22 protein-coding genes and 1 pseudogene are annotated in these 24,362 nt (G+C 44.1%); 12 read left to right on the top strand and 11 right to left on the bottom strand.

All coding sequences use genetic code 11. The features are described from left to right. Positions 1–6 precede the first annotated feature (6 nt). Both LEP1GSC061_RS10010 and LEP1GSC061_RS10015 read right to left on the bottom strand, forming a co-directional pair. Complete coding sequence (locus tag LEP1GSC061_RS10010) at positions 7–795, bottom strand: enoyl-CoA hydratase/isomerase family protein (protein WP_016545176.1); 789 nt, start codon at positions 793–795, stop codon at positions 7–9. After that, positions 795–1,322, bottom strand: coding sequence for a hypothetical protein (locus LEP1GSC061_RS10015; RefSeq protein ID WP_040508488.1), 528 nt, complete (start codon positions 1,320–1,322; stop codon positions 795–797). The genes LEP1GSC061_RS10010 and LEP1GSC061_RS10015 overlap by 1 nt, the downstream gene beginning before the upstream one ends. Positions 1,323–1,499: 177 nt before the next feature. On the opposite strand from LEP1GSC061_RS10015, the gene LEP1GSC061_RS10020 reads away from it, so the two are divergent. Both LEP1GSC061_RS10020 and LEP1GSC061_RS21135 read left to right on the top strand, forming a co-directional pair. Continuing rightward, the gene (locus tag LEP1GSC061_RS10020) at positions 1,500–2,777 is read left to right on the top strand and encodes a PilZ domain-containing protein (protein ID WP_016545235.1); all 1,278 of its coding nucleotides are present in this window, start codon (positions 1,500–1,502) and stop codon (positions 2,775–2,777) included. 357 nt (positions 2,778–3,134) lie between these two features. Next, positions 3,135–3,830, top strand: a complete 696-nt coding sequence (locus tag LEP1GSC061_RS21135) for a DUF1554 domain-containing protein (protein ID WP_016545177.1) — start codon at positions 3,135–3,137, stop codon at positions 3,828–3,830. A gap of 475 nt (positions 3,831–4,305) precedes the next feature. Here the strand turns inward: LEP1GSC061_RS21135 and LEP1GSC061_RS10025 are convergent, their stop codons facing one another. After that, positions 4,306–5,160, bottom strand: coding sequence for a hypothetical protein (locus tag LEP1GSC061_RS10025; RefSeq protein ID WP_016545424.1), 855 nt, complete (start codon positions 5,158–5,160; stop codon positions 4,306–4,308). A gap of 389 nt (positions 5,161–5,549) precedes the next feature. Here LEP1GSC061_RS10025 and LEP1GSC061_RS10030 point away from each other — a divergent pair. From LEP1GSC061_RS10030 to LEP1GSC061_RS21660, 3 genes and pseudogenes are all read left to right on the top strand, one after another. Further along, positions 5,550–5,816 (top strand): annotated as a pseudogene (locus tag LEP1GSC061_RS10030) (PIN domain-containing protein); the annotation flags it as partial. A gap of 350 nt (positions 5,817–6,166) precedes the next feature. Next, complete coding sequence (locus LEP1GSC061_RS10035; RefSeq protein WP_040508412.1) at positions 6,167–6,469, top strand: RNA recognition motif domain-containing protein; 303 nt, start codon at positions 6,167–6,169, stop codon at positions 6,467–6,469. Positions 6,470–6,703: 234 nt separating this feature from the next. Further along, a complete protein-coding gene (locus LEP1GSC061_RS21660) occupies positions 6,704–6,865 on the top strand; it encodes a hypothetical protein (protein ID WP_016545322.1) in 162 nt (53 codons plus the stop codon). A 567-nt stretch (positions 6,866–7,432) separates the two neighbouring features. Here LEP1GSC061_RS21660 and LEP1GSC061_RS10040 read toward each other — a convergent pair. The 3 genes from LEP1GSC061_RS10040 to LEP1GSC061_RS10050 form a co-directional block, all read right to left on the bottom strand. Continuing rightward, entirely contained in the window at positions 7,433–8,422 is a 990-nt protein-coding gene (locus tag LEP1GSC061_RS10040) for a hypothetical protein (protein WP_016545291.1), read from the bottom strand. 331 nt (positions 8,423–8,753) lie between these two features. Beyond that, complete coding sequence (locus LEP1GSC061_RS10045; RefSeq protein ID WP_016545216.1) at positions 8,754–9,827, bottom strand: MBL fold metallo-hydrolase; 1,074 nt, start codon at positions 9,825–9,827, stop codon at positions 8,754–8,756. A gap of 36 nt (positions 9,828–9,863) precedes the next feature. Next, positions 9,864–10,616 (bottom strand): SDR family NAD(P)-dependent oxidoreductase, encoded by a 753-nt coding sequence (locus LEP1GSC061_RS10050; RefSeq protein WP_040508492.1) that lies wholly within the window; start codon positions 10,614–10,616, stop codon positions 9,864–9,866. Positions 10,617–10,795: 179 nt separating this feature from the next. Here LEP1GSC061_RS10050 and LEP1GSC061_RS10055 point away from each other — a divergent pair, with 179 nt between their 5' ends. Together LEP1GSC061_RS10055 and LEP1GSC061_RS10060 are read left to right on the top strand one after the other, a co-directional pair. Further along, a complete protein-coding gene (locus LEP1GSC061_RS10055; protein ID WP_016545432.1) occupies positions 10,796–11,674 on the top strand; it encodes an AraC family transcriptional regulator in 879 nt (292 codons plus the stop codon). A gap of 156 nt (positions 11,675–11,830) precedes the next feature. After that, positions 11,831–13,441: a methyl-accepting chemotaxis protein gene (locus LEP1GSC061_RS10060; RefSeq protein WP_016545398.1), complete on the top strand. Its 1,611-nt coding sequence runs from the start codon at positions 11,831–11,833 to the stop codon at positions 13,439–13,441. 103 nt (positions 13,442–13,544) lie between these two features. On the opposite strand, the gene LEP1GSC061_RS10065 is transcribed toward LEP1GSC061_RS10060, so the two are convergent. Next, positions 13,545–14,525 (bottom strand): SGNH/GDSL hydrolase family protein, encoded by a 981-nt coding sequence (locus LEP1GSC061_RS10065; RefSeq protein ID WP_016545368.1) that lies wholly within the window; start codon positions 14,523–14,525, stop codon positions 13,545–13,547. Positions 14,526–14,889: 364 nt separating this feature from the next. Then, positions 14,890–15,756, bottom strand: coding sequence for an SGNH/GDSL hydrolase family protein (locus LEP1GSC061_RS10075; RefSeq protein ID WP_016545269.1), 867 nt, complete (start codon positions 15,754–15,756; stop codon positions 14,890–14,892). 468 nt (positions 15,757–16,224) lie between these two features. On the opposite strand from LEP1GSC061_RS10075, the gene LEP1GSC061_RS10080 reads away from it, so the two are divergent. From LEP1GSC061_RS10080 to LEP1GSC061_RS10100, 5 genes are all read left to right on the top strand, one after another. Then, entirely contained in the window at positions 16,225–16,572 is a 348-nt protein-coding gene (locus LEP1GSC061_RS10080; RefSeq protein WP_232218412.1) for an ArsR/SmtB family transcription factor, read from the top strand. A gap of 41 nt (positions 16,573–16,613) precedes the next feature. After that, on the top strand, positions 16,614–17,678 hold the full coding sequence (gene arsB / locus LEP1GSC061_RS10085) for an ACR3 family arsenite efflux transporter (protein WP_016545297.1): 1,065 nt from the start codon (positions 16,614–16,616) through the stop codon (positions 17,676–17,678). Further along, entirely contained in the window at positions 17,675–18,328 is a 654-nt protein-coding gene (locus LEP1GSC061_RS10090) for a low molecular weight phosphatase family protein (RefSeq protein ID WP_016545373.1), read from the top strand. Before arsB ends, LEP1GSC061_RS10090 begins: the two co-directional genes overlap by 4 nt. Continuing rightward, positions 18,318–19,580: a hypothetical protein gene (locus LEP1GSC061_RS10095; protein ID WP_016545237.1), complete on the top strand. Its 1,263-nt coding sequence runs from the start codon at positions 18,318–18,320 to the stop codon at positions 19,578–19,580. Before LEP1GSC061_RS10090 ends, LEP1GSC061_RS10095 begins: the two co-directional genes overlap by 11 nt. 142 nt (positions 19,581–19,722) lie before the next feature. After that, positions 19,723–20,580: a hypothetical protein gene (locus LEP1GSC061_RS10100; protein ID WP_156844535.1), complete on the top strand. Its 858-nt coding sequence runs from the start codon at positions 19,723–19,725 to the stop codon at positions 20,578–20,580. A gap of 32 nt (positions 20,581–20,612) precedes the next feature. Here LEP1GSC061_RS10100 and LEP1GSC061_RS10105 read toward each other — a convergent pair whose 3' ends face one another. From LEP1GSC061_RS10105 to LEP1GSC061_RS10115, 3 genes are all read right to left on the bottom strand, one after another. Next, entirely contained in the window at positions 20,613–21,836 is a 1,224-nt protein-coding gene (locus tag LEP1GSC061_RS10105) for a DUF1577 domain-containing protein (protein ID WP_040508495.1), read from the bottom strand. A 194-nt stretch (positions 21,837–22,030) separates the two neighbouring features. Beyond that, positions 22,031–22,870, bottom strand: a complete 840-nt coding sequence (locus LEP1GSC061_RS10110) for an SDR family NAD(P)-dependent oxidoreductase (protein WP_040508416.1) — start codon at positions 22,868–22,870, stop codon at positions 22,031–22,033. A gap of 34 nt (positions 22,871–22,904) precedes the next feature. After that, positions 22,905–24,356 carry a flavin-containing monooxygenase gene (locus LEP1GSC061_RS10115; protein ID WP_016545302.1) on the bottom strand — a complete coding sequence of 484 codons (1,452 nt, stop codon included), beginning with the start codon at positions 24,354–24,356 and terminating at the stop codon, positions 22,905–22,907. Positions 24,357–24,362: the final 6 nt, after the last annotated feature.

Consider the following 24,362-nt stretch of genomic DNA (forward strand, 5'->3'; position numbering starts at 1 on the left):
TTGCGATCAGAAGCCGCGAAAAATCGGCTTTCTCTTTTCTTCGATGGATCTTATCGTTTCCTTGAAATCCTTGGACAAGAAATTTAGAGCCTGGGACTCGGCTTCTTTTCGGAGCGCCGCGTTCAATTCTTCCCGATTGTAGCTATTTTTCTTGAGTTCGCTTAAGGCCATTGGTGCGCTTTCGCTCAATGAAATCGCGATTTCGGTCGCTCTTTGCAAAACCTCGTCCTTAGGGACGGAGTCGTAGCATATTCCTAATTTATAAGCTTCTTTGCCGCTTAAGGTTTCCGCTAAGAAAAGCAGACGGTTTGCGATCTCGTATCCGAAGAGTTCCTTGGTTATATAGCTGGATCCCATACCAGGATGGATTCCTAATTTAACGAAGTTGAATTGATATTTACCTTCGTCGGCGAATACGCGGATATCGCAAGCAAGAGTGATGGAGAGTCCGGCTCCGATTGCATGTCCGTTCGCCGCACAAATGATCGGAACGTTTAGGTCCCGGACCGTAAGGAAAAGATTGTAGAATTCGTACATCTCCTTCTTGTTGGTCTCGAAGGATTTTTCCGCAAAAGATTTAAGCAGTTCGAAATTCCCGCCCGCGGAAAATATGCCGTTCTTTCCGGTCACGACCACGGCGCGAGGAGGATTTTTTTTGAGCCTTTCAATATGGGCTTTGAACTCCATGCCCATATCTACGGTCATGGAGTTCTTAGTTTGCGGGTTATTAAGATAAAGGATTTCTATCCTGGATTCGTTTGAAAGTTCGACGGTTTCCGAGTCGACTAATGCCATTAAACAGCTTCCTGCTTGAGTTCGAAACTCTCATACCATATGCGGTCGGAAATAGCGAGCGGTTTTTCTTCCAGACCCATTTGTTCGAAGTAGTCCAGTAGAATTTCCAGATGCACGTTCTCTTCGTCTTCGAGAGTCCAGAAATTACTGTCGATTGAGCGTGAGACCAACGCCTGGCCTCTGACCGAGTCCGTAAAGTAATCGGGCTTACCGGAAAATATAAGATGAGAAGAGATCAGATCGAAGCGGATCGTGTCCACGATCTTAGAGAATTCCGAATCGGTCTTATCGAAATAACGGGAAGCCACTTCGGTTTGGAAATAATCCCCCCAGGTGAGTATGTCCGGCTCGACTCCGGTGCGTTCCTTGATTTCGGTCAGTTTTTCCTCTTCCAGGAACGGCTTGGAGGCGAATTTATCCACGATTCCTCGAAGAGAAATCAGTGCTAAAATCTTGTTCGCGGAAAGTTTACCCTGCCGCATCATATCGAAAAGTTCGGGATTGAGTTCGGACTTGTTCTGATCCATGTTAAGAATTTCGGCAGAAGCGAAAAAATGCCCCGAACAATTTCCTTCCGAAAAATCGGATCCTATGTCTCCTTTTAGGAAAAAATCCTGAAGAGAAATCTTACGCCGTATCGCTGGATTCCGACCTCTTCGGGGTCGAAAATAAGAATAGGGGAAACTTTTCCCTAAGAAGACAAGATGGCTGTAGGAAGATCGGATACGCTCCAAGAACTAATTACGATTCTGGAGACCATGTTCGGAGAGACGATCATAGGTTCCGACATCAATCTAGTTAAGCATTTATTCTATAGTTTAAAGGCCGACCAAAGAGAGTTCCCCTTCGATTACGAAGGAGATAAGTTGAACGCAGTCGTGGAAGAGGTAGGGGAAGACACCCTGATTTTATACGTTCCGTATCTGCAACCCAAGGGGATCTTGCGTGCAAAAATCAGTTTCGAAATTCTGAATATTCTCTACCAATTCGAAGTCGTTCTACTGGACTTTTGGGAGGATCATGTCAGAATTAAGATCCCGTCCGAATTACAGGCCGCCGCTTTCCGTAAAAATCTAAGGGTCGCGGTGGACGATCTCTTTATGAATTATGTGATCCTTTATAGATCCTTGAGCGGGGGAGAAAGGGAATTGGGAAAGAATTTGAGCGTGGAGCAAAAATTCTTCCATCTTATGAAGGAGATCAAGAAGGATAATCCGAGCCTGAAGCTCATCAATCTAATGGCCACGGAGTATATTCTGGGAGTATCCAAGGATTACGAAATCGTGTTCTTCGGACCTGGAAAGAAGGACGATTTCCTCGGTCGAATCATGAAGGAATACAACCGATCCATATATATTCAGGATTGTTCCCTGATTATGAATTATATAGGGGAGGAGAGAGACCCTTACTTGGACAATTTCCGAGACGAATACCTGAAGTTGGTCCAGAGTGGAGGACAGGCCAGAGCGGACGAATTCTTTAGGGAGCTGCAGAAGGAGGAGGTCCAAAATTTCATGATCTCCTATGTAGCGACTCCCATCCGGCTCTTTAACGATCCGATAGGTTACATACGAGTGTATTCCACGGCAATGGATAAGTTCTCCATTGTACAACAACAGGCATTGTATATACAGGAACTCGGAGAGATTCTAACCTACGCTCTTACAAAAGTCTATATTCGTCAGGATAATTTCAGAAATGAGGAGGCCGTGACTCGTATTCTGGATATCAGTATGAATGGATTGCTATTCGAGATAGAAGATGCCCGGACCTTCAAGTATCTAAAAAAACATAATATTATAAAAATGTTCGTCCCTATTTTGGAAAGGGATTTGGTTCTGAGAGGCGAGGTTGTGCGTTTCTTGGAATTGGATGACGGGAAGTTTCATTTAGGAGTGAATTTCTTCGATTCCAATCCGGATGATATGGTCTATTTACAGAATTATATCTTCGGGAAAAAAATGCGGATTCTTTTCGAGTAAATATCTTTTCCTTCGAATCGCAACCACTCTCTCGGGTCGAATCGGACTATTTCCAAAAATTTCAGAAAATGGAAAACAGACGTTCATTATCGTTCCTTAAGGGATGGCTATTGGGCTTGAGTAGGATTCTTTATTTCTTAAATTATATTTTTGATGTCGCTCCGAATCAATTTGTTTCCCATTGCGGCCGATTTTCCTTTTATTCGAGTAAATTAAGTTTCAGTAAAATTGTTTTTTGACATACTGTTCGGCGCCGGACTAAAGGGATTGACTTCTTCGCTGGGCTAGCAATCTTCCTTCCTAATGACGAGGGTCCACGAAGGCCCTTATATGGTTATAACTTTTTAAGGAATAAAAATGAAGCGACACTCAATATTTCAGCACAAATTAAAATTGCCCGTCTGGCTATCCGTTACGGCTTTTGTTTTTACACTTTCGATCGCTTGTTCCAAACCATCGGACAGCGATTCTACATTGCTCGTCGCACTTTTGGCAACGCAGTCACAGTCTTCCAGTGGCGGATCTTGCTCCACCACTGGACCTTGTAAAGTTTTTGTGATCGCGGCTACGAAAGCCGATGTTGGAGGTGGGCTTTCAGGTCTGGATTCTCAGTGCAACAGTGATTCAAACAAACCCTCCGGTGGCGGAACCTATAAAGCTTTGGTTGTCGACGGTACAAACCGTGTGGCATGTACTTCAGCGAATTGTGCAACGAGCGGAACAAGCGAGCATGTGGATTGGGTTCTAAGAGCTAACAAAAAATACGTGCAATCTGATGGCACTACCGTAATTGGAACAACCACCTCGAAAGGAATATTTTCCTTTCCTCTGAGCAACCCTTTTCAAACTACAGTTTCAGGTACAAATCTCACCGTGACTGGATTGAACACGAATTGGACGAGTGGTAGTAACAACTGTACTGGTTGGAGCACTGCGAGTTCAAGCAGTGCCGATTTTGGAGATCATACTGCGACCACGACTGATGCGATCAATGCCGGGGGGTATATCGGTTGTGCTAGCTCATCCATGAAGTCAATTTGTATAGAGCAGTAAGATAATTAGAAAAAATGTATGAGCCGTCATTAATAACTGCTCATACTACCTCTCCTTCTACTCCTCGGCGCTTCATTTTCGCATATTTTAATATTGAGCGGGTTGTTTCGATTATGAATATTAAATGAATAACCACTCCTTTCCGGCTAATACGAACCGCTCTCCGTGCCATCGCTCTCGCATTGAGCAGAAAAGGTTGATTTCGGAACTCCGTGACTATCTCCTACTCTCTGATTCGGGACCGAAGTAAGGAACACAGTCCCTTGTTTAACCGATATCGTCCAGACTATGGTCCCAATTTGTTTTCCTCCGATTTTTCCGAAAGGTTGATATAGGATGTCTGCCTTCTATGTCCGTAACGTTTCCTACCTTAGATAGCTCTTTCACCTGTAGAATAGAATACGGCAGTGTTTACGCATGTGTAAGGCTCGGTCTTTCCTTGCTATAGGAAGGTGTCGACGGGTTCTTGGCAAAGTCAATCAAGACTAGCTTCTTTGTTGAGTTCGGCGAGAGTGGGTTTACGAATATGGTCTTTCCAGGGGATGGGTGGCGTTATGTTCGTTTGGGTGGCAACACAGCGAACAGCGCCAGAGGGAGCGTTTGCAAGTCTGGAGCAAAATGAGTATTGGATCGTAGCCGGGAGTTTTGCTACTCCTTCTTCCAGAGTTTCGTAGTAATTTACTGTGAGAAATTCGGGCTGAGTTGTGAACATATTGAGCATGTATGCGTATGGGAATGCATTAAAGGACGGATAAAAACTGTGGCGTGTGATCGCTGTTAATTCTGGACCGGATTCACTTCGCATACATTTTGCCACGGAGTAAGACATGCGGTGCGCTGCCCCCATCCATAATATTTTTAGAATGTCTTCGGAGGAACGATGGAAGGACGTGAGTTGGGTCGTAAAGCGGTCTTGGCATTCTCCTTTTTTACTTTTTATGAGAATAGCGAATTCGAGTAATCCGCCTTTTTCATTTGCTAACAACGCACCGATTGGGATTGCTGCGACTTTAATTTTTTCGGAGGTGTCTTCGGGACCATTTTTACCTTTCAAGTCGGAACTTATGGTTTTTTGGAAGAGTTGTATTTCTTCCATACTGATTGGCATTGAGATCCATTGGTTGAATTCGACTTTGTTATCTCGGTCCTTCATCGGATAGAAGGTTTCTTTTCTGTATGCGGGCGGTTGGACCAATTTCCATCCTAGATGGATCGTATTAGGTTGCTTTAGAGGGAAAGGATTTGGAAGTTCCGAGTCCGGTATGCAGTCGCCAAATAAAGTGATGAGGCCGGCAAGGAGGAGGATATTTGGTGGACTGTATTTTCGCATTTCCTCTTTCTCTCCTTCGCAGGCTCGGGACAAGGTTTCTCATTGATGGAGCCTGAGGGCAGTTGTAGAGCCTACCCGCGGCCGAGCGTAGCGTCAAGGGTTATTGGATCTCGAAGATGATATTGTTAGCCCGGATCTGGTGATTTACTCAACATGTAATTACCTGGAGTAGTAACAGTGCATGTGTGGAGGCGTCATCACTCTGAGCGCCATTCATAATGGGGATGATATCCGATTATGAGTGTAATTACTTTAGCGATCGGAAAGAGAACTCCCCCTTTGCGCCATGGATCTGCTATAGATACCGTGCAAAGGGAATCATACTCCTTCCTCTTCTCGCCAAACAGAACCCATGTTGGCTTTTAACTAAAAACGGGGGCATCTCAAATGAAATTGTCTTTGGAGAATTACTCCCAGGATGCAAGAATAAGAATGAAGTATCTTTTATTATAGAGTATTGGGAAAATCTGAATACCTTAACTTCGGACGGTAGTTTTCTTTCAGCAGGTAAATTTTCCTTTGAGAACGAGCATATAAATAAGGGAATTGGGTTAATCGATTCCGTTCTTATTAATGAAATTAGAAGTAAGACGCTTCAACTATGGACATTAGATAAGAAAGAGATCTATTCGAATAAAGGCAAATTCATCGGCTAACTTTTACCTCAGCCTTATCGTGGCGGGTTTACCAAGCAATCCTTGCATCATTGCAAAGCGTCTCTATACCTTGGTCATTATGCATAATATGAAAAAAATCTGATATTGGCAAGAGTAACACTGTAAAATAGGTCGCAAACTTATCTCAATGAAGCGAAATAGAGCATTTCTTAGTGGAGGGGGATTTTTCTTACATTTGAATTAAATGTTTCTTGTCGGATATTGACTCTAAAAATATAATGACACCAAAGTTCTTTACTCGTTCTGTTTTAATCGCATAGCCCGTACTGATCTAAATTAAATTATCATACGGACAACTCATATCATCTGTATGAACGAGGATAAAATTCATGTCATCCAAACTATTTGTAGGCGGCCTTAGCTGGTCAACTACTGACCTAACCTTACGCCAGGTGTTTGAAGCTCATGGCGCCATTCAAGAAGCAAATATCGTACTAGATCGGGAAACCGGAAGATCAAGAGGGTTCGGCTTTGTTACTTTTATTGATCCAAATTCTGCGAAAACGGCTCTTTTGGAGCTAAACGGCAAAGATTTAGACGGACGTAATATTGTAGTCTCAGTTGCGGAAGATAAATCTAGATCTGACCGTAATAGGAATAACAATAGGAAGTTTCAGCAAGATCGCTGGTAATCGATCTATATTTGTAATTTAAATAAATGATCCTCTTGCATTTCAGTATCCGGGTGTATTATTCAATATGCTCGGGACATCTGCTGCAAGAGGATTAATCCCAAAAGTTCAGCTTCCTTTTTCCATTAAGGCGATTGCCATTCTAAGGAAGTTTTTATTCCTCATACTTTCTTCTTTAAAGCCCTATACAAATCCTAGAGCGAAAGTCGAATTTTTATTCAATAGGAGATCTGTATGGCTAAAAAGGGTAATTTGTCCTTCCTAAAAAGACAACGCGAAATAAAGAAGAAGGAAATTAGGCAAGAAAAACTAGAGAAGCGCAAGATTCGTAATGAAGAAAAGAAAAGTAATCATTCAGAGCAAGAGCCTTCGCCGGAAAATGAAGATCAGAAATAACGTGTATTGCAGTTCTTTCTTTATGCTAAACCTGTTAAATTTCTGACAGTCTTTCCAATCTATCCATTTAGAGGATCGGGAGCCTTTTCTCTCTTGAAAGTCTGGTATTTGAAGTTGATGATGTCTGCGGTTTTCGTCGCAAACCAGTAAGGTATTTTATTCTTCATTTTGGATTATAGTTTGTACAAGAGTCCCGAGTTGCTTGCCGCCGAGTTTAGGCGGAAGGTAAATAGAAGATGTTGTCCTTTACTACCGTATCTATTCCTGCAATTGGTTTCCTGGATAGTCTAATGGAGGGCAGATGCTTTCCCCGGTTTTTGGCTTTACACTTCTGTATTCTTCACTTTAAATCCCTTTCTTTTACATTATCTTTCTCTAATTGTAAATCTATTATATTCGATACTTTGTGAGGAATAGTAATAGGCGATGAGTAAATAATTCATTTCCGATAAATTACAGTCGCTCCCTGTTTTACTGCATTTTCTTGCTTAAAGAGGCATGGGTTTATTCATTGCAAAGACCCAAGCCGAATCTATGGGACGGAAGATCAAAGCGGATCCGTGGCTGCTAGTTTTTCGGTTCAATTCGGATGCAATCCTGCAAAGTTTTGACTGGATTTTGGCCATGCTCGAAACCGAATTTTATCCACGTTTCCGAGATGTTACAACGGTATTCTTTTACTATTTCCGTAATACCGTCGGTATCCAGAACGCGCTGTGAGACTCGGATTCGCAGACCTTCCTCTCCGTAGCTTTTTTTATATAAAGAAAAATCCGTATCACATGATTTTCCATTTATCCGGCACCGGGCATTTTTGAAGCCGAGGCCTTTCCATTCGATTTGAATAGTCGGCTTGTCTCCGATTCCGGTTGCCGCTAAGAATGAATTTTCTTTCAAAAGTTCCTTAATGTTTTTATTATATACTCTTAGGTCGTAAATGGAATCATGCAGATTGCTTTCTTCGGTCCAGCCCGTTGTGTCCGCTTTGGTGACTACCTTGACCCAATGGGTTAGGGGCCTTTCTTTCATCTTATTTATTGTTCCGTAATAATTAGCCCATTCCATGGCCTTTGCGTCGTCGGTCGGCCGTTTGAGATCCGGTAACCTATCGTCTTCGCTGATGATGAAAACTTCCGTATTGAATGGTATAAAATAGCCGTCGGAATCCGAATCGTTTTCCGGTGTGCGATGCAAGGTGATGCCGGATTGGGGGAAAACTCTGTAGCGGAGTTTGTATTTGATTGCGAGGGAATCGATATATTTTTCGTTTCCATCTATTAAAACTTTATAATAACTTTCCATTCTTGCGCTTTCACTATCGCTGTATGATAATTCGGCGATTGATTTTTCCGAGTTGTTTATTAAGACCTTAACTTTGGCGATCCCGTCGATTTTAGTCGGATACTTCGATCTGCCATCCGCCGTAAGTAGGTTTACGACGTCATCCCGTAAATAGAAGATGGGGCAATCGTCTTGATCCCTACAATCGTTGAATGATTTTCCGCAATGCGGAAGGAGCCAAAATGAAATTTGTAATACTAAAATATATTTCTTCATGATGCGGGATTATTCGCGCGAATTCGGGTTCCTTAAGAAGTTTCGTAAGTATCATTTTTGAAAGTCTTTTTTGGAAAACGACTTAGAATTACGGAGAAATTTTTATTTTGAAGCTCTTCGGCCTGAATGGCCCTCGGCGGGCTCCGAATTTAACTAGTGTTTTCCTGCGCAAATGACCCGTAAAATTATTACTGCTTATTGCGGGACTTTTAGATTGTCAGTCGGACAAAACTCGCTGTCGATGAGCGGACCTTTGGTCTCGTTCACTTAATTATTCATGTCTCTATCTCCTTCTCCAATCGCTTCTTATTGGGGATTTTCTCCGCCGATCTCAGTAAATCCGTGTTATTCCTTCCTTCTGAACGATGAATCTGTCCGGATTCAATTCGGTTCGAAGGATTTCTTTCTTTAATTCATCTACCGGGGCATCGATCGATTCTTCCGTTTGTTGGAAGGTTCCGAAATGCATTCCTATCGATAATTTAGAACCCAAATCTTTATGGGCCTGTATGGCGTCCGAAGGATTCATATGAACTAGTCTCATAAACCATCTCGGCTCGTAAGCTCCGATCGGGAGAAGGGAAATATCCGGACTCCCCAAACGTTTCCTGATTTCCTTATAATGAGAAGAATAGGCCGCATCGCCGCCGAAATACACCCGTTTGTTTCCCATTTTGATCATGTAGCTTCCCCATAGACTATGATTCCAGTCGAATATACCCCTAGCGGAGAGATGTTGTGTCGGGGCAAATGTGACTTCAGTGTTCTTTCGAACCCGAATTGTTTGCCACCAATCCATTTCTTCCGTATCGAATATCCCTTCGGATTGAAGGAGCTTCTTATCGCCCAACGGTACTAAAAATTTAGGGGAAAACTTTCTATTCAAAGTTTTTAAGGTCTCTATATCGAGATGATCGTAATGGTTATGACTGATGACCACTAAATGAATCTGGGGAAGTTCCTTAATAGAGATGCCCGGCTCCCTTACCCTTTTAGTTCCAGCCCAGCTTACGGGACTAATCCGTTCGGACCAAACGGGATCTGTCAGGATATTTATCCCTTGGAATTGTATTAAGACAGTGGCATGATTGATGAAGGTGATTGCGACTTCGTTTTTATGTAATGGACTTTTGATTCGATAAGTTTCTTCGTTTTGAACGTGATCCGGCCACTTTTCAAAATGAATCGTGGCTAAAAGTTTCAAGGTCCTCCAAATGCCATTATCTTCCTTCTGGGTTGGATTATAGAAACGCTTCCCATCGTAATGATCGGATAACGGGTATTTTGTAGAGACACAGCTTATAAATAGGAAAGAAGAAAGGAAGAATAAGAACGGAATTTTACTCTTTCGTTTCGCCCTCATTTCGCAAGCCTTCTTATTTTTTTCTTTAGCGAATTCTTCCATTTCCTTTCTCCTATATTTTTTTCTTCATTTAACGATTTAAAGCAAGAAACCTCCGGACACTTCTATGTCTTGTGCAGTGATCCAACCGAAATCGTCGGAGAGTAGTTGGACGATGACATGTGCGATGTCTTGGGGGGCGCCGATCCTACCCAGGGCCGTTTGGTCCGCGAGAGGTTGGATAAACTCCGGATGCTTGTCGAAGGCTCCTCCTCCCAAATTGGTATGAACCGGACCGGGAGAGACTGAGTTGACTCGAATCCTTCTTGGAGAAAGTTCTTTTGCCAAATAGCGAGTCCAAGAAGTGAAAGCCGCCTTGGAGGCACCGTAAGCCGAGAAACCGGGAAAAGAACCTTTGCTGGAAGAGCTGGAGGTATTCACGATTCTTCCCCCGTCTTCCAAGATCTCTATCAAATTCTGCGTTAGGAAAAATGGGCCCTTGAAATTTGTATTTAGGATTTGATCGAAGTATTCTTCGCTCATCTCCGCGAAGGGCATTCCTCCTCCCACTCCTCCGTTGTTCACAAGGTAGTCGAATGTCTTTCTATTCCAAACCTTCTCTAAAACTTTTTTCACCGACTCCGTAAAACTTGCGAAGCTGGACTTTTGGCCCAGATCCAGGTGCAGTGCAACGGCCTTTCCGCCTTCTCCTTCGATTTCTCGGACGACCTCTTCCGCTCCCTTCTTATCCGAACGATAAGTGAGTATCACGCCTATTCCGCGTTTTCCGAGTATGAGCGCCGTGCTTTTTCCTATTCCGTTACTGCCGCCTGTGACGATTGCAATTTTCATAATTTTCCTCCTAAGATGAATCATCTTATGCTCCGGAGTATGAAGTAATAGAGGAGAAGAGTAAAGATTCGAACCTACTTTTATATTGCCTAATCCTACCATTGGTATATGTAGAAAATCCTATTACTCTCAATTTTATTCTTTTAAAAGGTCTAAAAATGCCGTAAAATGGACCTGTCATGGAAGATATTATACGAGAAATCGCCGAACTTACGATACATGCGGGCACGGAACCCACGGAAACGGAACTACCCGGAGTATGGATCATAAAGGGGGAGGTTCCTCAGCACCAGCTTGCGGCCGTTTACCAACCTATGATCGGATTTATCGTTCGGGGAGGAAAAACGATCTCCATCGGAGACCAGACCCTACATATGAAAGCGCCGTCTTATTTCATCATTCCCACGGAAATGCCCGCTTCTGGAAAAGTGGAACAGGGGAAGAATGGACTCCCTTATGTATCCGTGGCCTTGTATTTGAACCAAGAATCTATCCTAAGTTTGATGCAGGATTTACCCGACGATCAATGGGAAAGAAAGAGTTCCGGAGAATTTTCCAATTGCGATCTGGATCGGGATCTGGCGGAAGCCTGGTTACGTATGTTACGACTTTTGCATACACCGGAGCATATTGCCGCTCTTTTTCCTGTCTACGAAAGAGAGATACTGTATCGAACCATACTCGGGCCCCAGGGTTGGCGTCTCAGACAACTTTGTTTTGCTAGCGGAAAAGCGCCAAGAATCCATCAAAGCATCCGGTGGATCCGGGAGAATTTCAAAAAACCGCTGGATATCGGTCGGATCGCAGCTAAATCCGGTCTCGCTGTCACCACTTTTCACAGACAATTCAAAGACATTACGGGTATCAGTCCCATCCAATTCCAAAAGCAACTCAGATTGCTGGAAGCGAGAAAGCTTCTCGTGTATAGCGGCTCTTCCGTATTAGAGGCGGCCTATGAAGTAGGCTATGAGAGTCCATCCCAGTTCAATCGAGAATATTCGCGGTTTTTCGGAGAATCACCCGCGAGAGATGCTTCTAGATTGCGGAAGTTAGGATGAGAATTCCAGGCATAAATGTCCGTTGATATTTATCAGCTCCGCTTTACGACGCGATAAGAGGAAATGGTGGATTGTAAACGTTTCATATACTATAAACGAAATGCTCATGGAGTTTAACGTTGTTTCCTCAAGGGAGGAATCGTAGAGGATTGTAAGATGTTAGGATTTGTCTCTGGATATAAGGAATCGGAAAAGGAGAAAAAACAATTATCCGTTCCGATTACGAATCAAGAAAGGACCATGAGGGACGGTACTACCATAATTTCCATTACGGACCTGAAGGGGAAAATTACTTACGCGAATCAGGAATTTCTAGATATAGCCGGATATACCGAAGAAGAGATCGTCGGGAAACCGCATAATATAGTCCGCCATCCGGACATACCTAAGAGCGTATTCAAGGATTTTTGGGATACGATTCAGAGTGGAAATCCTTGGAGAGGAGTGGTTAAGAATAGATCGAAGAACGGAGATCATTATTGGGTGGATGCCATAGTCGTACCGAGAGTGGAAAACGGTGCGATTGTAGGCTACATGTCCGTTAGGCGACCTCCTAGTCGAAAACAAGTGGAGGATGCCTCGAAATTATATGCAGATATAATCTCCGGCAAGGCAAAATTAAAGCCGACGGTCGTATGGAATTTATCCGTCAGATTCAAATTATTTCTCTTTATTCTGGCGTCCGTAATCGGTCTGGCATCTGTGTCTTCGATGGGATACTTCGACGTCGATCTGTCGATCATTTTCTCTACTGCGATTGGATTTGCGTTACTTCAAGGAGCATTCGGTTTTTATTATGTGAATCTGATTCTAAAACCTCTGAAAGAGGCTACGAATGTCGCGAATAGAATCGCTGCCGGGGATCTTTCCGCCGACATTTCCCACGATCGAAACGATGAAATCGGCGATTTGGAGAAATCGATTTTGAAGATATTGATCAATACCGTCCCGTTGATTTCCAAATTAAAGGAGAATAGCGATACGTTATTGCAATCCTCCGGAGAATTATCTAAAGCGAGTTTGAGTCTATCGACTGGGATCGAGGAGATGTCCCAGCAATCTCAGGCGATTGCCGCGGCGGCGACTCAAATGAATCAGAACTTAAACGTAGTATCCAGCTCGGTGGAGGAAATGTCCGTATCGATAGGAGAAGTCGCAAAGAAAGCCGCTGATTCGGCTAGGATTGCTCGAGGTGCGAATTCGGCCGCAATCATGACGAGCGAAGAAGTAAAAGAACTCGGAGAGAACGCCAGGGCGATCGGAAATGTGGTCGAAATTATCGCAAAAATCTCCGCTCAAACGAAACTTTTGGCCCTAAATGCGGCGATCGAGGCGGCGGGTGCCGGCGACTTAGGAAAAGGATTCGCCGTGGTCGCATCGGAAGTGAAAGAATTGGCTCGGCAATCGTCGGAATCTTCCTACGAAATAAAGAATAAGATCTACGCGATTCAGAATAGTACGGAAAAAGTGATCGAACTGATCGGAACTATTTCTACAGTGATTGCCGAAGTCAACGAGATCAGCGGAAGCATCGCTTCCGCGGTAGAGGAGCAGTCCATTACTACTAAAGAAATCGCGGCAAACGTGGGACAGTCTTCGTTTACCTCGGACGAAGTAACCCGGAATATAAACGGTATTTCTTCAGCTTCTCTCGAAGGTGCGAAAGATGCTATTCGAGTTTCCGAACATTCCCAATCTCTGGAGAATCTTGCGGGAACTCTCACTACGATCGTGAATCAATTCAAAATATCTAATTCGATCGTTTGATATTCGCAAGATATCGATCGCTTCGAAAGCGTTTCCGAATAAAACGTCGGCGGTGGGATCCGCCGATGTTTTCGAACCGAAAGTTTTCGTTTTCTATAAATCGTTATTTCACCGCCGAGCTCTTTTTCAAAAATAATTCCAACGTTTCTTTCGATGGATTCATTAGTTTTAGCTCTTCTTTACTGGGGGCCATTTTCTTAATTTCTTGACCGGATAAAACGCCGGAACATGGATCTTCCTGATTCGGAGTCATTGCTCGTATGGCTCTAATCCAAGTGCATGCCATTTTACGATACCCATACATATTCGGATGGATTCCGTCCGGAGAATAGTCCGACGCTTGGAGAGTATGATGCATGTCTACTAGCGTCATTCTTGCGCGACTTTCCGGTGGGAAGTTGAACCAATTATTCGCGATATAATTATTATACTTAAAGATTACTTTGTTAATCGTTTGGTAGTCTGGGGCGAGAGTGCCGTTGGTCGTTTTAATGATTTGCGCTACGAAAAAATGCGCCTTCTTATTTTTGCTCAACAATGCATTTAAAAGAGCGAATAGACTCTCTCCCGCGGAATTGGCCACTTGATCGATATCTTGATCGGTAGGATTCGGTTTTAGTCGGATCGCCCACATATCGTTGGTTCCGGAATGCACTAAGGTGATATCGGAAAAGCTGTTATAACTGGCTTTGGTCAATAATAGTTCATTTGTCCAACCAGGATATCCGTCATGGGTTTGCGTATTGACCGCCCATTGTGCAGCATAGGAACCTCCACTTTGATATCCTTCCGTGGTAAATTGGATCCCGTCCTGCATAAAAGAATATAGAGTCATCCAACCTCTATAACCGCCACCGGCTGTTCCCGGAGGCATGCAGATGTATTGGTTGAGCTCCGCAACGAGGCAATTCGGATTTGCGTCGATCGTAAAGCCGACTCCGTATGTAATCGAATCCCCGAATGGACGGATTAGAACGGGTCCACTGAGTTTGTACGGAGTTTGCGTATAAGTCATAGCGGGAAATAATAATACGGTGACGAGAATGCCGAGAAGAAGTGCGAGACTATTGCGTTTTCGATTCATTTTTTACCTCGGCGGCAATATGTAACGTTATTCTAAATTGTAAAGTAAATAAATTATTATATAATATTACAAATACTGCGTGCTTTGGGGTTTTATTCGACGGGCGGAGCATAATCCGAGTCGGTCGCTTGTCGGACTCGCTTTTCGCATGCTTCTTTGGGTAAGAATAGAAAGTAATCCGAAATACCGAACTTTTCCTTGTTTTCCGGATAAGCGGTCGAATCATACTCTATGCTTTTCTTTTTATCGCAACCGCATAGCGATACAAATATAAGTAAGATCGAAAATAATTTCATTTAGCACCCTTTGTTACCATAGCAGATCGGAATGTAAATTTTCTAATTAAGAAAAGGGAGATGGCTTTTTATTCTTTCGTCTTGAGTTCTTTACTTGCAATTTCCTTTATGATCGAATCCGAAAGAATTTTTCCTCCTTTATCGTTCAAGTGGATGCTATCGGTAAGGAACTCGAATCCGTTGGAGTCGGCGATACCGTCCCAGGTTCGAAAGAGGGTATAATATTGGAATATGGCCCAGTACATGATTCCGTAATTTCCGGTATACGAGGCTCGGGGAGAGCGACCGGAAGCAGAGAGTCCCTTTTCCAAGATTTCAAATAGGGGAATAATGCTTATTTTTTTTTCCTCTGCGATCTTATGATCGATACTCGCATAATCCTTAGAGACTTGGTAGGGGTTGCTGTTCGGATCTTCTCCTAATGGAGGCACGGAAATCAGAACGATCTTTGCCTTGGTTCGTTTTTGAAGAGTGTCTAAAATCTGCCCCAAATTCTTCTGATAGGTATCCCGATTCGGACGCTCGGTCAGCTTCCATAGCTTTTTATACCGATTGAACTGTTCTTCGCCCAGGGTGGATATGAGATCGTTGGTTCCGATCAGTATAAAAATCATTTCCGGTTGGAGTTCCACCACATCTTCTAATAAAGGAAGTAGTTGGTAGGTAAGTCGGCTATTGATTCCTTCGTTTAATACTAGGTAGGAAGAAAGCTTCGGATCTTTTCTTACGAAATCCACGTAATTCGAACTGACCGCACCGTGCGTTATGCTATCTCCAAGAAATAGAATCGATTTTCGGTCCGGTTCGGTCTTTTTTTGTTCGATTCCGAATTTTAAATTCTGGGGAGGAACTTTTGTCGCAAAATACAATGCGCAGTCGCTAAAAAAGAAGGCGTAGACGATGAGAATGCCGGTTTTGGAGAATCGTGTATACATGGGAGTCGGTGAGTGAGTTTCTTCGATGAGCGTAGTATGTCAAGCGGTTGGTGAAGGGGCTTTCCCCAGCGACAGGGATCGAAGCGGGGTCAAAAAATCGCGATGGGATTTTTTGACCGGAGCCGAGAGCCCGGTTTCGGAGCTTTCTGCGCGGTCGTTTTATTAGCTCCGACTTGTCTCCGAAAGTCGCCATGGAATTGGAAGCGGCGTAATTCGAACGCTTTCTAATTCGGACTTTAGCGTATCGGTTATCGTCATGTCGCGTGGGACGAGGTTTGTCGTAACATTTAAGTTTCTCGGACCTACGAAGATTTATCAATTCTTCTTGCACTATTTTTAATATTTCGCAAATCCTGCCTTCTCCATTACGAAGTCTGATTTGGATCGTTCAATAAGTGAGGTTACGAACCGTCTCGTAAGGTTTAACGGAAGTTTCGCTCGAATTTGCACTTGAAAAAATAGGATAGCTTGTCCAAATCAAATCAAATGGGAATCACGAAGACTGAGCTATTCAATAAAAGACAAAACAGGATCGCTTCATACGCTAAGGCTTTGGGACATCCCGCTAGAGTCGCCATTCTCGAATCCATTCTGAAAAAAAAAGCCTGCGTCTGCGGAGATCTAGTCGACGAGCTAGGATTAGCTCAAGCGACGATTTCCCAACATTTGAAAGCCTTAAAGGACGTGGGAATCCTACAGGGTGCGATCGAAGGTCCTTCGATTTGTTATTGTATAGATAGAAAAGCATGGGAGGAAATCGGCGGATATTTCAATCAGTTACTCTCTCGGATCCCTGCGAACGAGAATTCCTGCTAAACTAGCTTGACATTTATCGCAATATTGCGATAATGCGATAAATGTATCCTTCGATTGTTCCTGAAGAGCGATTATCGTTTATAGACAGATTTCTTACTCTTTGGATTTTTATCGCCATGGGGACGGGAATCGCCCTATCCAATTGGTTTCCCGATTCCGTAGAATGGATTCGGAGATCCGAATTCGGGGGAACGAATATCCCGATCGCAATCGGACTGGTCTTTATGATGGTTCCTCCTCTGGCGAAAGTGAATTTTGCCGGAATTCCGAAAGCATTCGGTCGAACCGATCTCATTTTATATTCCCTGGCCTTGAATTGGTTCGTCGGACCTTTGTTGATGTTCGGATTGGCATATCTTTTCTTTCCGGCAAATTCAGAATACCGTACCGGTTTAATTTTAATCGGTATAGCCCGTTGCATCGCGATGGTTCTCGTTTGGAACGACCTAGCCGGCGGAGATCGCGAGGTTGCCGCGGGATTGGTCGCCTTAAACAGTATCTTTCAGTTGGCCCTTTACGGAAGTTTCGCATACCTTCTTATAGTTGTGTTTCCTGGGATGATGGGAGATGAGAATGCATCGATACGAATCGATTATTGGGATATTGCATCGAGCGTCCTGATTTATTTGGGAATTCCCTTCGTATCGGGATGGGGAATTCGAGCGGCAAGCATTAAGCTAAAGGGAGAAGAATGGACGATCCATCGATTCCTCCCCGCCATTTCTCCCGTCACTCTCATCTTTTTGCTCTTAACGATTGTATTCATTTTTAGCCTAAAGGGACATTCATTGTTTCATATTCCTTTGGATGTGATCGGGATAGCCGCCCCTCTTTTAATTTATTTCGTGTTCATGTTTTTCCTTAGCTTCGGATTAGGGATTCTGCTAAAAGCGGATTATCCGAGGAATGTCGCCGTTTCTTTTACGGCGGTCGGAAATAATTTCGAGCTGGCCATTGCGGTTGCTATCGGGACGTTCGGTATAGGTTCCGGCCAAGCCTTCGTAGGAATCGTGGGTCCCCTGGTGGAGATTCCCGTATTGGTGATTTTGGTCGAGATAGCGAAACGGCTTAGATTGAAACTATACACGCGGAAGGAATCGATATGAATTCGTTATTCGAACCTCTGCGCCGATTCTTAAACGAGCGAGCGGGAGAATTGTCCGAAATTCCCGTCGAAAGAAAGGAAAAGCTTTTTCAATTCTCTAAGTCGATTAGAGAATTGAGGTCCGATCGAAATTTTACGGAAATCGTATTCGTTTGCACCCACAATTCTCGTCGGAGCCAGATTGCTCAAATGCTTATCCTCGCTTGCGCCGAATATAAGGGGATTTCGGGAATCAGATCCTTTTCCGGCGGTACCGAAGTCACGGCCTTTCACCCGAATTCGGTCCAAGCCCTTTCGAATATTGGCTTCGAGATCGATACGGATCGGGTGGCGGATGGAAATCCGAAGTATCGGGTTTCCTATGGAGAGAATCTTCTTCCCGTTACCGGTTTTTCCAAATTGTATTCGGACGAAGCAAATCCTCATGAAAGATTTATCGCTGTGATGGTTTGCTCTTCGGCCGACAGAGCCTGTCCTATGGTTCCGGGTGCTGTGAGAAGAGTCAGTTTACCCTATTCCGATCCGAAAGCCTTCGACGATTCTCCGGAAGCCATTAACGAATATATAGAAACGTGTAAAACGATCGCTCGGGAGCTTTTATTCGTAATGGATCCTTTCGAGAATGTCGCAGGAGATTTCAATGGGAAATGATTGGGCGGGTTTATTGAATGAAAAATGCTCTTGTTCCACCTTGGATACCGATTATCTACGTGAGGAATTCTCGGCATTCTCTTCCGAAGAAACGATACCGCTCGGCATAAAGAGCCTCTACTCAGAAACTCCTTCCTTCATTCAGACTTCGGACCGTAAGCGCTTCCAAGAAATCCTCGACTCCGTGAGGAATGCTTTGGATTTACCGGAAGTCCGAAAAAGGATTTTTAAAGGAGAGAATTTCGAAACGAAACCAAATCGGATTTCCGGCGGAGTTTTTTTGAGCTTGGACTTTCATCATACAAAGGAAGGTCCTAAATTAATCGAAATCAATACGAACGCCGGCGGCGCTTATATGCAATTGAAGCTTATAGAAGCTCAGATCCGGTGTTGTAAAGCGGTAGACATCGCACTGCCGAGCAAAGCGGCTTTGCGAGAAATTGAGGAAAAATTCTATTCTATTTTCTTACTCGAGTGGCACGCGAATGGCCGTACTGGTCTTCCTGGCTTTATCGCCGTTGTGGACGAAGATCCGTCCGGTCAGTTCTTATATCCTGAATTCCTGCTCTTTCGTAATCTTTTCAGATCCAAAGGCATAGAATCCGAAATTTTGGATCCGAAGCAAATCGAATACGCGGGAGACGGCCTTTACTTTGAAGGCAAGAGGATCGACATGATCTATAACAGACTGACGGATTTTCATTTATCGCGAATTTCGAATATTAAAATCCGGCAAGCCTGGGGAATGTCCCACGTCGTCGTAACCCCCAATCCGGATGATTACGATTTGTTCGCTGACAAATCCAATTTGGTCGTACTTTCGGATGGCAAGTTCCTCGATGATGCGGGTTTGAGCGGAAAGGATTCCGCGGTTCTACGATCCGCCGTTCCGTTCACAAGAATCGTTACAAGCGAAAATGCTCCCGAATTTTGGGAGCAGCGAAGGAACTTTTTCTTTAAACCTAAGGAAGGATTCGGAGGCAAAGCGGCTTATTACGGGGGCAAATTGACTAAGAGTAAATTTGCGGAGATCGTAAGCGGAGAATATATCGGCCAAGAATTTATCCCTCCGCCCTTAAGAATTACATCTGTATCCGGCGAAGAGAAGAATTTGAAAATGGATATTCGAGCCTACGTGTATAAGCGCGAGATCCTGCTTTTGGCAAGTCGTCTCTACCGAGGACAAACCACGAATTTCAGAACTCCCGGCGGAGGTTTTTCTCCGGTATTCGAGATTCCCACCCTCGACTAAGGGCCGGATTTCCTCCGTTGACTGTCGAAGATTTATCAATTCTTCTTGCACTATTTTTAATATTCCTTTAAATCTGGCCTTCTCCATTGGGAGTCGGATGGGGTGTGCTACATCCGTATTTTTTTCTTGGGCGGGTATCCGAATGAAGTGTTTCTTGAGGACTGCATTGTTTCTAACTCTAATATCGTTTCTTTGCTTTGCAGGTTGCCGTTATGTGGATCGTGCGAACCCTATAGAGTTCCCGATCGAAAACCAGAGGATCGGTGCGATCTCCGGCGATCTGATCAAGGGGTATCTGAAATCCAAAGATTCAGGTAAGAAACCTTGGAAAGTGAGTCTTAGATCTTTGGGAATCATTCCTAGTTTCGACGAGGATATAGGCGACGATCTGTCGGAGGGCAAGATCAAAATCATCTACGTCGATAAGCCGGAATTGCAATCTTTAGCTACGAAGATCCAGCCGTCGGGCGGCGCGGTAGAACATGCTCCTGCGATTCAGCCCCCGGAATCCTCCGCGACTCTTCCTATCAACTCTTCCTTCTCCGAAAAGTTGGCGTTGACGGCGACGAGTCTTGCAAAAGCTCGCAAATTGCCTTTCGAATTTTCCACCAAAGATTCTTTGCAAGGCGACTTAATCGTATATCTCTTCCTACAAAATCGTCCTCCCGTCCAAACAAAGGGCGGAATGGATCCGGATTCCAAGTCGGGGCATCGTCATTTGGATAGTTCGGTGCGAGTGAGTCTTTTCTTATATGAGAACGGTAAGGCTCCCGGTGTGGAATCCTTCCGTTGCCAGAAACGACTGATTTCGGATTATCCGAGCGATTGGTTTCTTTCGGATTGGTTTTTTCCGAAAAAGGTTCTGGCTTTCGATGCCGCCTTGGTGGAAAAAGGGATCGCTATCCGGAAAAACGAAACCAAGACTTCGGCCGAATCGTTTTCTTTGGCTTCGGCGATCTCTGATTGTTTCGATGAGCTTTCTAAGGAAGCGACGCGTTAGTTGATTTGCGACCGATCATCCGAAAGCGGCCCTTATTTAGCCTTTCTTTTTCTCTTTTTCGAGCCGAGGCTTCGGTAGATTTTAAAAAAGGAGGAGGGGACTTGTGCCGCTTGTTGGCTCTTAGTTCGGAGGGATTGGATGTTGTATTCTATTTTTCTTAAGTTCGGTGTCTGATTCTGATCTTGGAGATATTCTAATCCGGCGGAAAGTTTTCCTTTGTGATCCAGGGATCTCCAACGGATTTTTCCTTGGATCGGGATGGGAGGCTTTCCTTTGAATACAACATCGAACTGTAGCGTTTCATTCGAATAAATGCTTTGTATGATTTGCTTCTGATCTATCTTTAGGCGGACTCCAAACTCCGAAATATCCTCGATTTCGAATCGACTGGTCGCCTTGATCGAATCCGAGTTTTGTATTGCGCTTACGATTTTCTCCGCGAATACGTTAAGTTCGCTTAAATCCTCTGGAAGTATGAATTCCCTTTTGCTCAAGATCCAAATGAATGCCTTCGGGTGCGAGTCCTTGTCGTTTTTATTGTACAGTATCGGTAGAATCAATTCCGAAACGATCGATTCGTTCTTATACCATCGGATTGCGGATAGAATGTTTTTTCCGAAGTAAGTGGTATAATTCAAGAATTGAGGGGAACTTTCGCGATAGGATTCTTCCTGTTCTGCTTTCGGAATATAAAATATTTTTTTAGTTTGTTGGACTATATTGAACTTCTTATCCAGTCCGGGTTCGAATAGATTGATTTGGATCTCTCCGAATTTCGAATGACCCAGCTCTGTCCGAAATTTTTCGGAAACCTCACGGATGACCGTTCTTAGGGTCTGGGGATTCATTTGAAAGGTTTTCGGACGAAAAACCACATTAGTCGCAAATGCGAGATCGTTTTGGATTCGTATTCTTTCTTCTCTTCGGTTTATTTTTGCGATTCTTATTTCGCTTACCTGAAATAGATATTCATGTCGCCCCGATTGTCTCAACACTTGGCAGCATAGCTCCACCTGCCTCTTTAGGGTTTTTTGTAGATAGATCGTTTCTCCTGGTTTTATGATCGTATCGCTTTCGAAGCGAAAGGAAATTGTTCCGGTATCTCCAAAAGCACTCATAATCGTACCTTTCGAGCCGGGCCGAAAGCCTTTCATATTCATCTCTTCGGTGACTAAAAACGATTCGATGATCTTGGATATCATCGACGCATCCGTGAGAATATCGTAATCCCTATCCAAGGAACCCTGTTTGCTCATATAATTATAGCTCGCGAGAAACGCGCATCCTCTTATATTCCTTTCGACGAAAAACGGAGCGCTCCTCCACTTCTTCATATTGGAGAATCGGTTTCGGTTTTGGTAAAAGGGGAGGGATAAGTTGTGCGAAATAGAAGGGATCTATCGTCGTCGGAAATAAAGGCCCTGGAAGTCTCCAAGGCCTTTTTCTGTTTCTACTTCATTCTTCTGAGGAGCGCCTGGCCGACTAAAATTTGATAGGAACTAGGCAAGAGCCTTTGCATCCAATCTATAAATTTTGCGTCAGGTCCTATAAGCACTCTTCGGGAGTTCTTTTTTACCGCGTTTAATATGACTCTCGCTGCTTTTTCCGGACTCGTAATGAACTGAGCGGACATCTTGTCTCCTGCCGTCTTCGGGTCCAAGCCTAGAACCTTTACACTATCGTTAGTCTGGGAACTTTTCGCAATCGCCGTTTTGATCCCTCCCGGATGCACGCTCGTAGCGGAGACTCCGCATTTCATGAAATCCAGTTCTTGTCTTAACGTTTCCGTGAATCCTCGTACCGCAAATTTGGATGCGTTATACGCGGATGTTCCCGGGACTCCTATGATTCCGAACACGCTCGAGGTGTTTACGATATGTCCTTCTCCGCTTTTCTTGAGATGGGGAAGAAAGGCCTGTGTTCCGTGTACCACTCCCCAAAAATTGATGTCTATGACCCGTTTAAAATCCTCTTCTTCGAATCCTTCTATAGTGGATCCGAATGCGATCCCTGCGTTGTTGAAGATTAGATTGATTTTACCGTGTTCCTTGGCTATTTTCTCCGCCCATCCGAATACCGCGGACCGATCGGATACGTCCAGTTTTTGGCTCGTGACTTTTATATTGGGGTTTATTTTCTTTACCAGCCCTAATGTTTCCGCCAATCCTTGTTCGTTCACGTCGGATATGGCGAGATTGCAATCTTGTTTGGCTAACTCGAGGGATAAGGTTCTCCCCATTCCCGAACCTGCGCCTGTAATCGCAGCTACTTTGTCTTTGAAGTTTTTCATTCTCTTTCCTTTTTTCTTTTCGGATCGATCCTTCTTATCCGAAGGATAGGCTAGGATCGTTCACTTTCGCAAAATTGATATCGAATAGATCCATTAGATAATTCTGATGGAATCTCCAGGGTCTGACGGCTCCCCTTTGAGGGAACTTTTCTATGGCTCTCTGTATATAGCCCGAATTCAGATCCAGGATCGGTTCCTTTTCCATTTTGGATTCGTCGGCGATAGGTATACATTTTTTATATCCGAATTTATCCATATGATTGAGAAGTCTGGCTACGTAGGTGGAAGTCAGGTCCGCTCTCAGTGTCCAGGAAGCGTTCGTGTATCCCACGCAGAATGCGAAGTTGGGAATTCCGCTTAGCATCAGCCCCTTGAAAGTATACAGTTTGGAGATTTCCACATCGGATCCGTTTATATTTAGTTTCATTCCTCCCATGGCTACCAGGTCGAGCCCTGTGGCGGTGACTATGATATCGGCCTCCAATTCCTCTCCCGATTTCAATCGAATTCCTTTCTTGGTGAAGGTTTCGATTTGATCCGTAGCGATGGAGGCTTTTCCGGATGAGATGGATTTGAATAGATCCGAATCCGGAACCAGACAAACCCTTTGGTCCCACGGTTGGTAACTGGGTTTGAAATGTTTGTCTATATCGTAACCTTTAGGAAGAGACATCTTGAGTCTCGTTCGGATCAGCCATTTGGCGAAATTCGGAAACCTTTTACAGGTCTGATAGAACCAGATTTGTATTAAGATATTCTTAATTCTTGTTATATGATGGGCGATTTGCGCGGGTAATAAGAATCTTAGGAAATCGGCCACTATGTCCTTGGAGGGGAGACTTGTGATATAAGTGGGGGATCTCTGCAACATGGTCACATGCGCGGCCTTATCCGCCATGGACGGCACCAGGGTCACCGCAGTGGCGCCGCTACCGATCACTACCACCTTCTTTCCGGTGTAATCCAGATTTTCAGGCCAATGCTGGGGATGGATGATCTTGCCTTTGAATTCCTTCTCTCCAGGAAATTTTGGTGAAAATCCCTTATCGTAATTATAATATCCGCTGCATATATATAGGAAATTCGATGTATAGGTTCTTTTCTCCTTTTTCGGACCCGCTTCCACTTGAACGGTCCATTGGAGTTCCTTGTCCGACCAAGACGCGGAGAGCACCTTATGTTCGAAGCGTATATTTTTATCGATCCCGAATTCCGAAGCGGTCTCTCGAACGTATTTCAGAATGGAAGGTCCGTCGGCAATGGCCTTCGCTTCCTTCCAGGGTCGAAAAGAATAGCCCAAGGTGAACATATCGGAATCGGAACGAATACCGGGATATCGGAATAGACTCCAGGTTCCTCCTATATCGGGTCGGCTTTCTAATATGGCGTATTTTTTTCCCGGACAATATTTTTGTAAATGGTAGCCTGCGCTGATTCCGGATAAGCCGGCTCCTACTGTGATTACGTCGAAATGCTCTTTACTCATGACATG

It is taken from the genome of Leptospira wolffii serovar Khorat str. Khorat-H2, assembly GCF_000306115.2.
Lineage (GTDB): Bacteria > Spirochaetota > Leptospiria > Leptospirales > Leptospiraceae > Leptospira_B > Leptospira_B wolffii.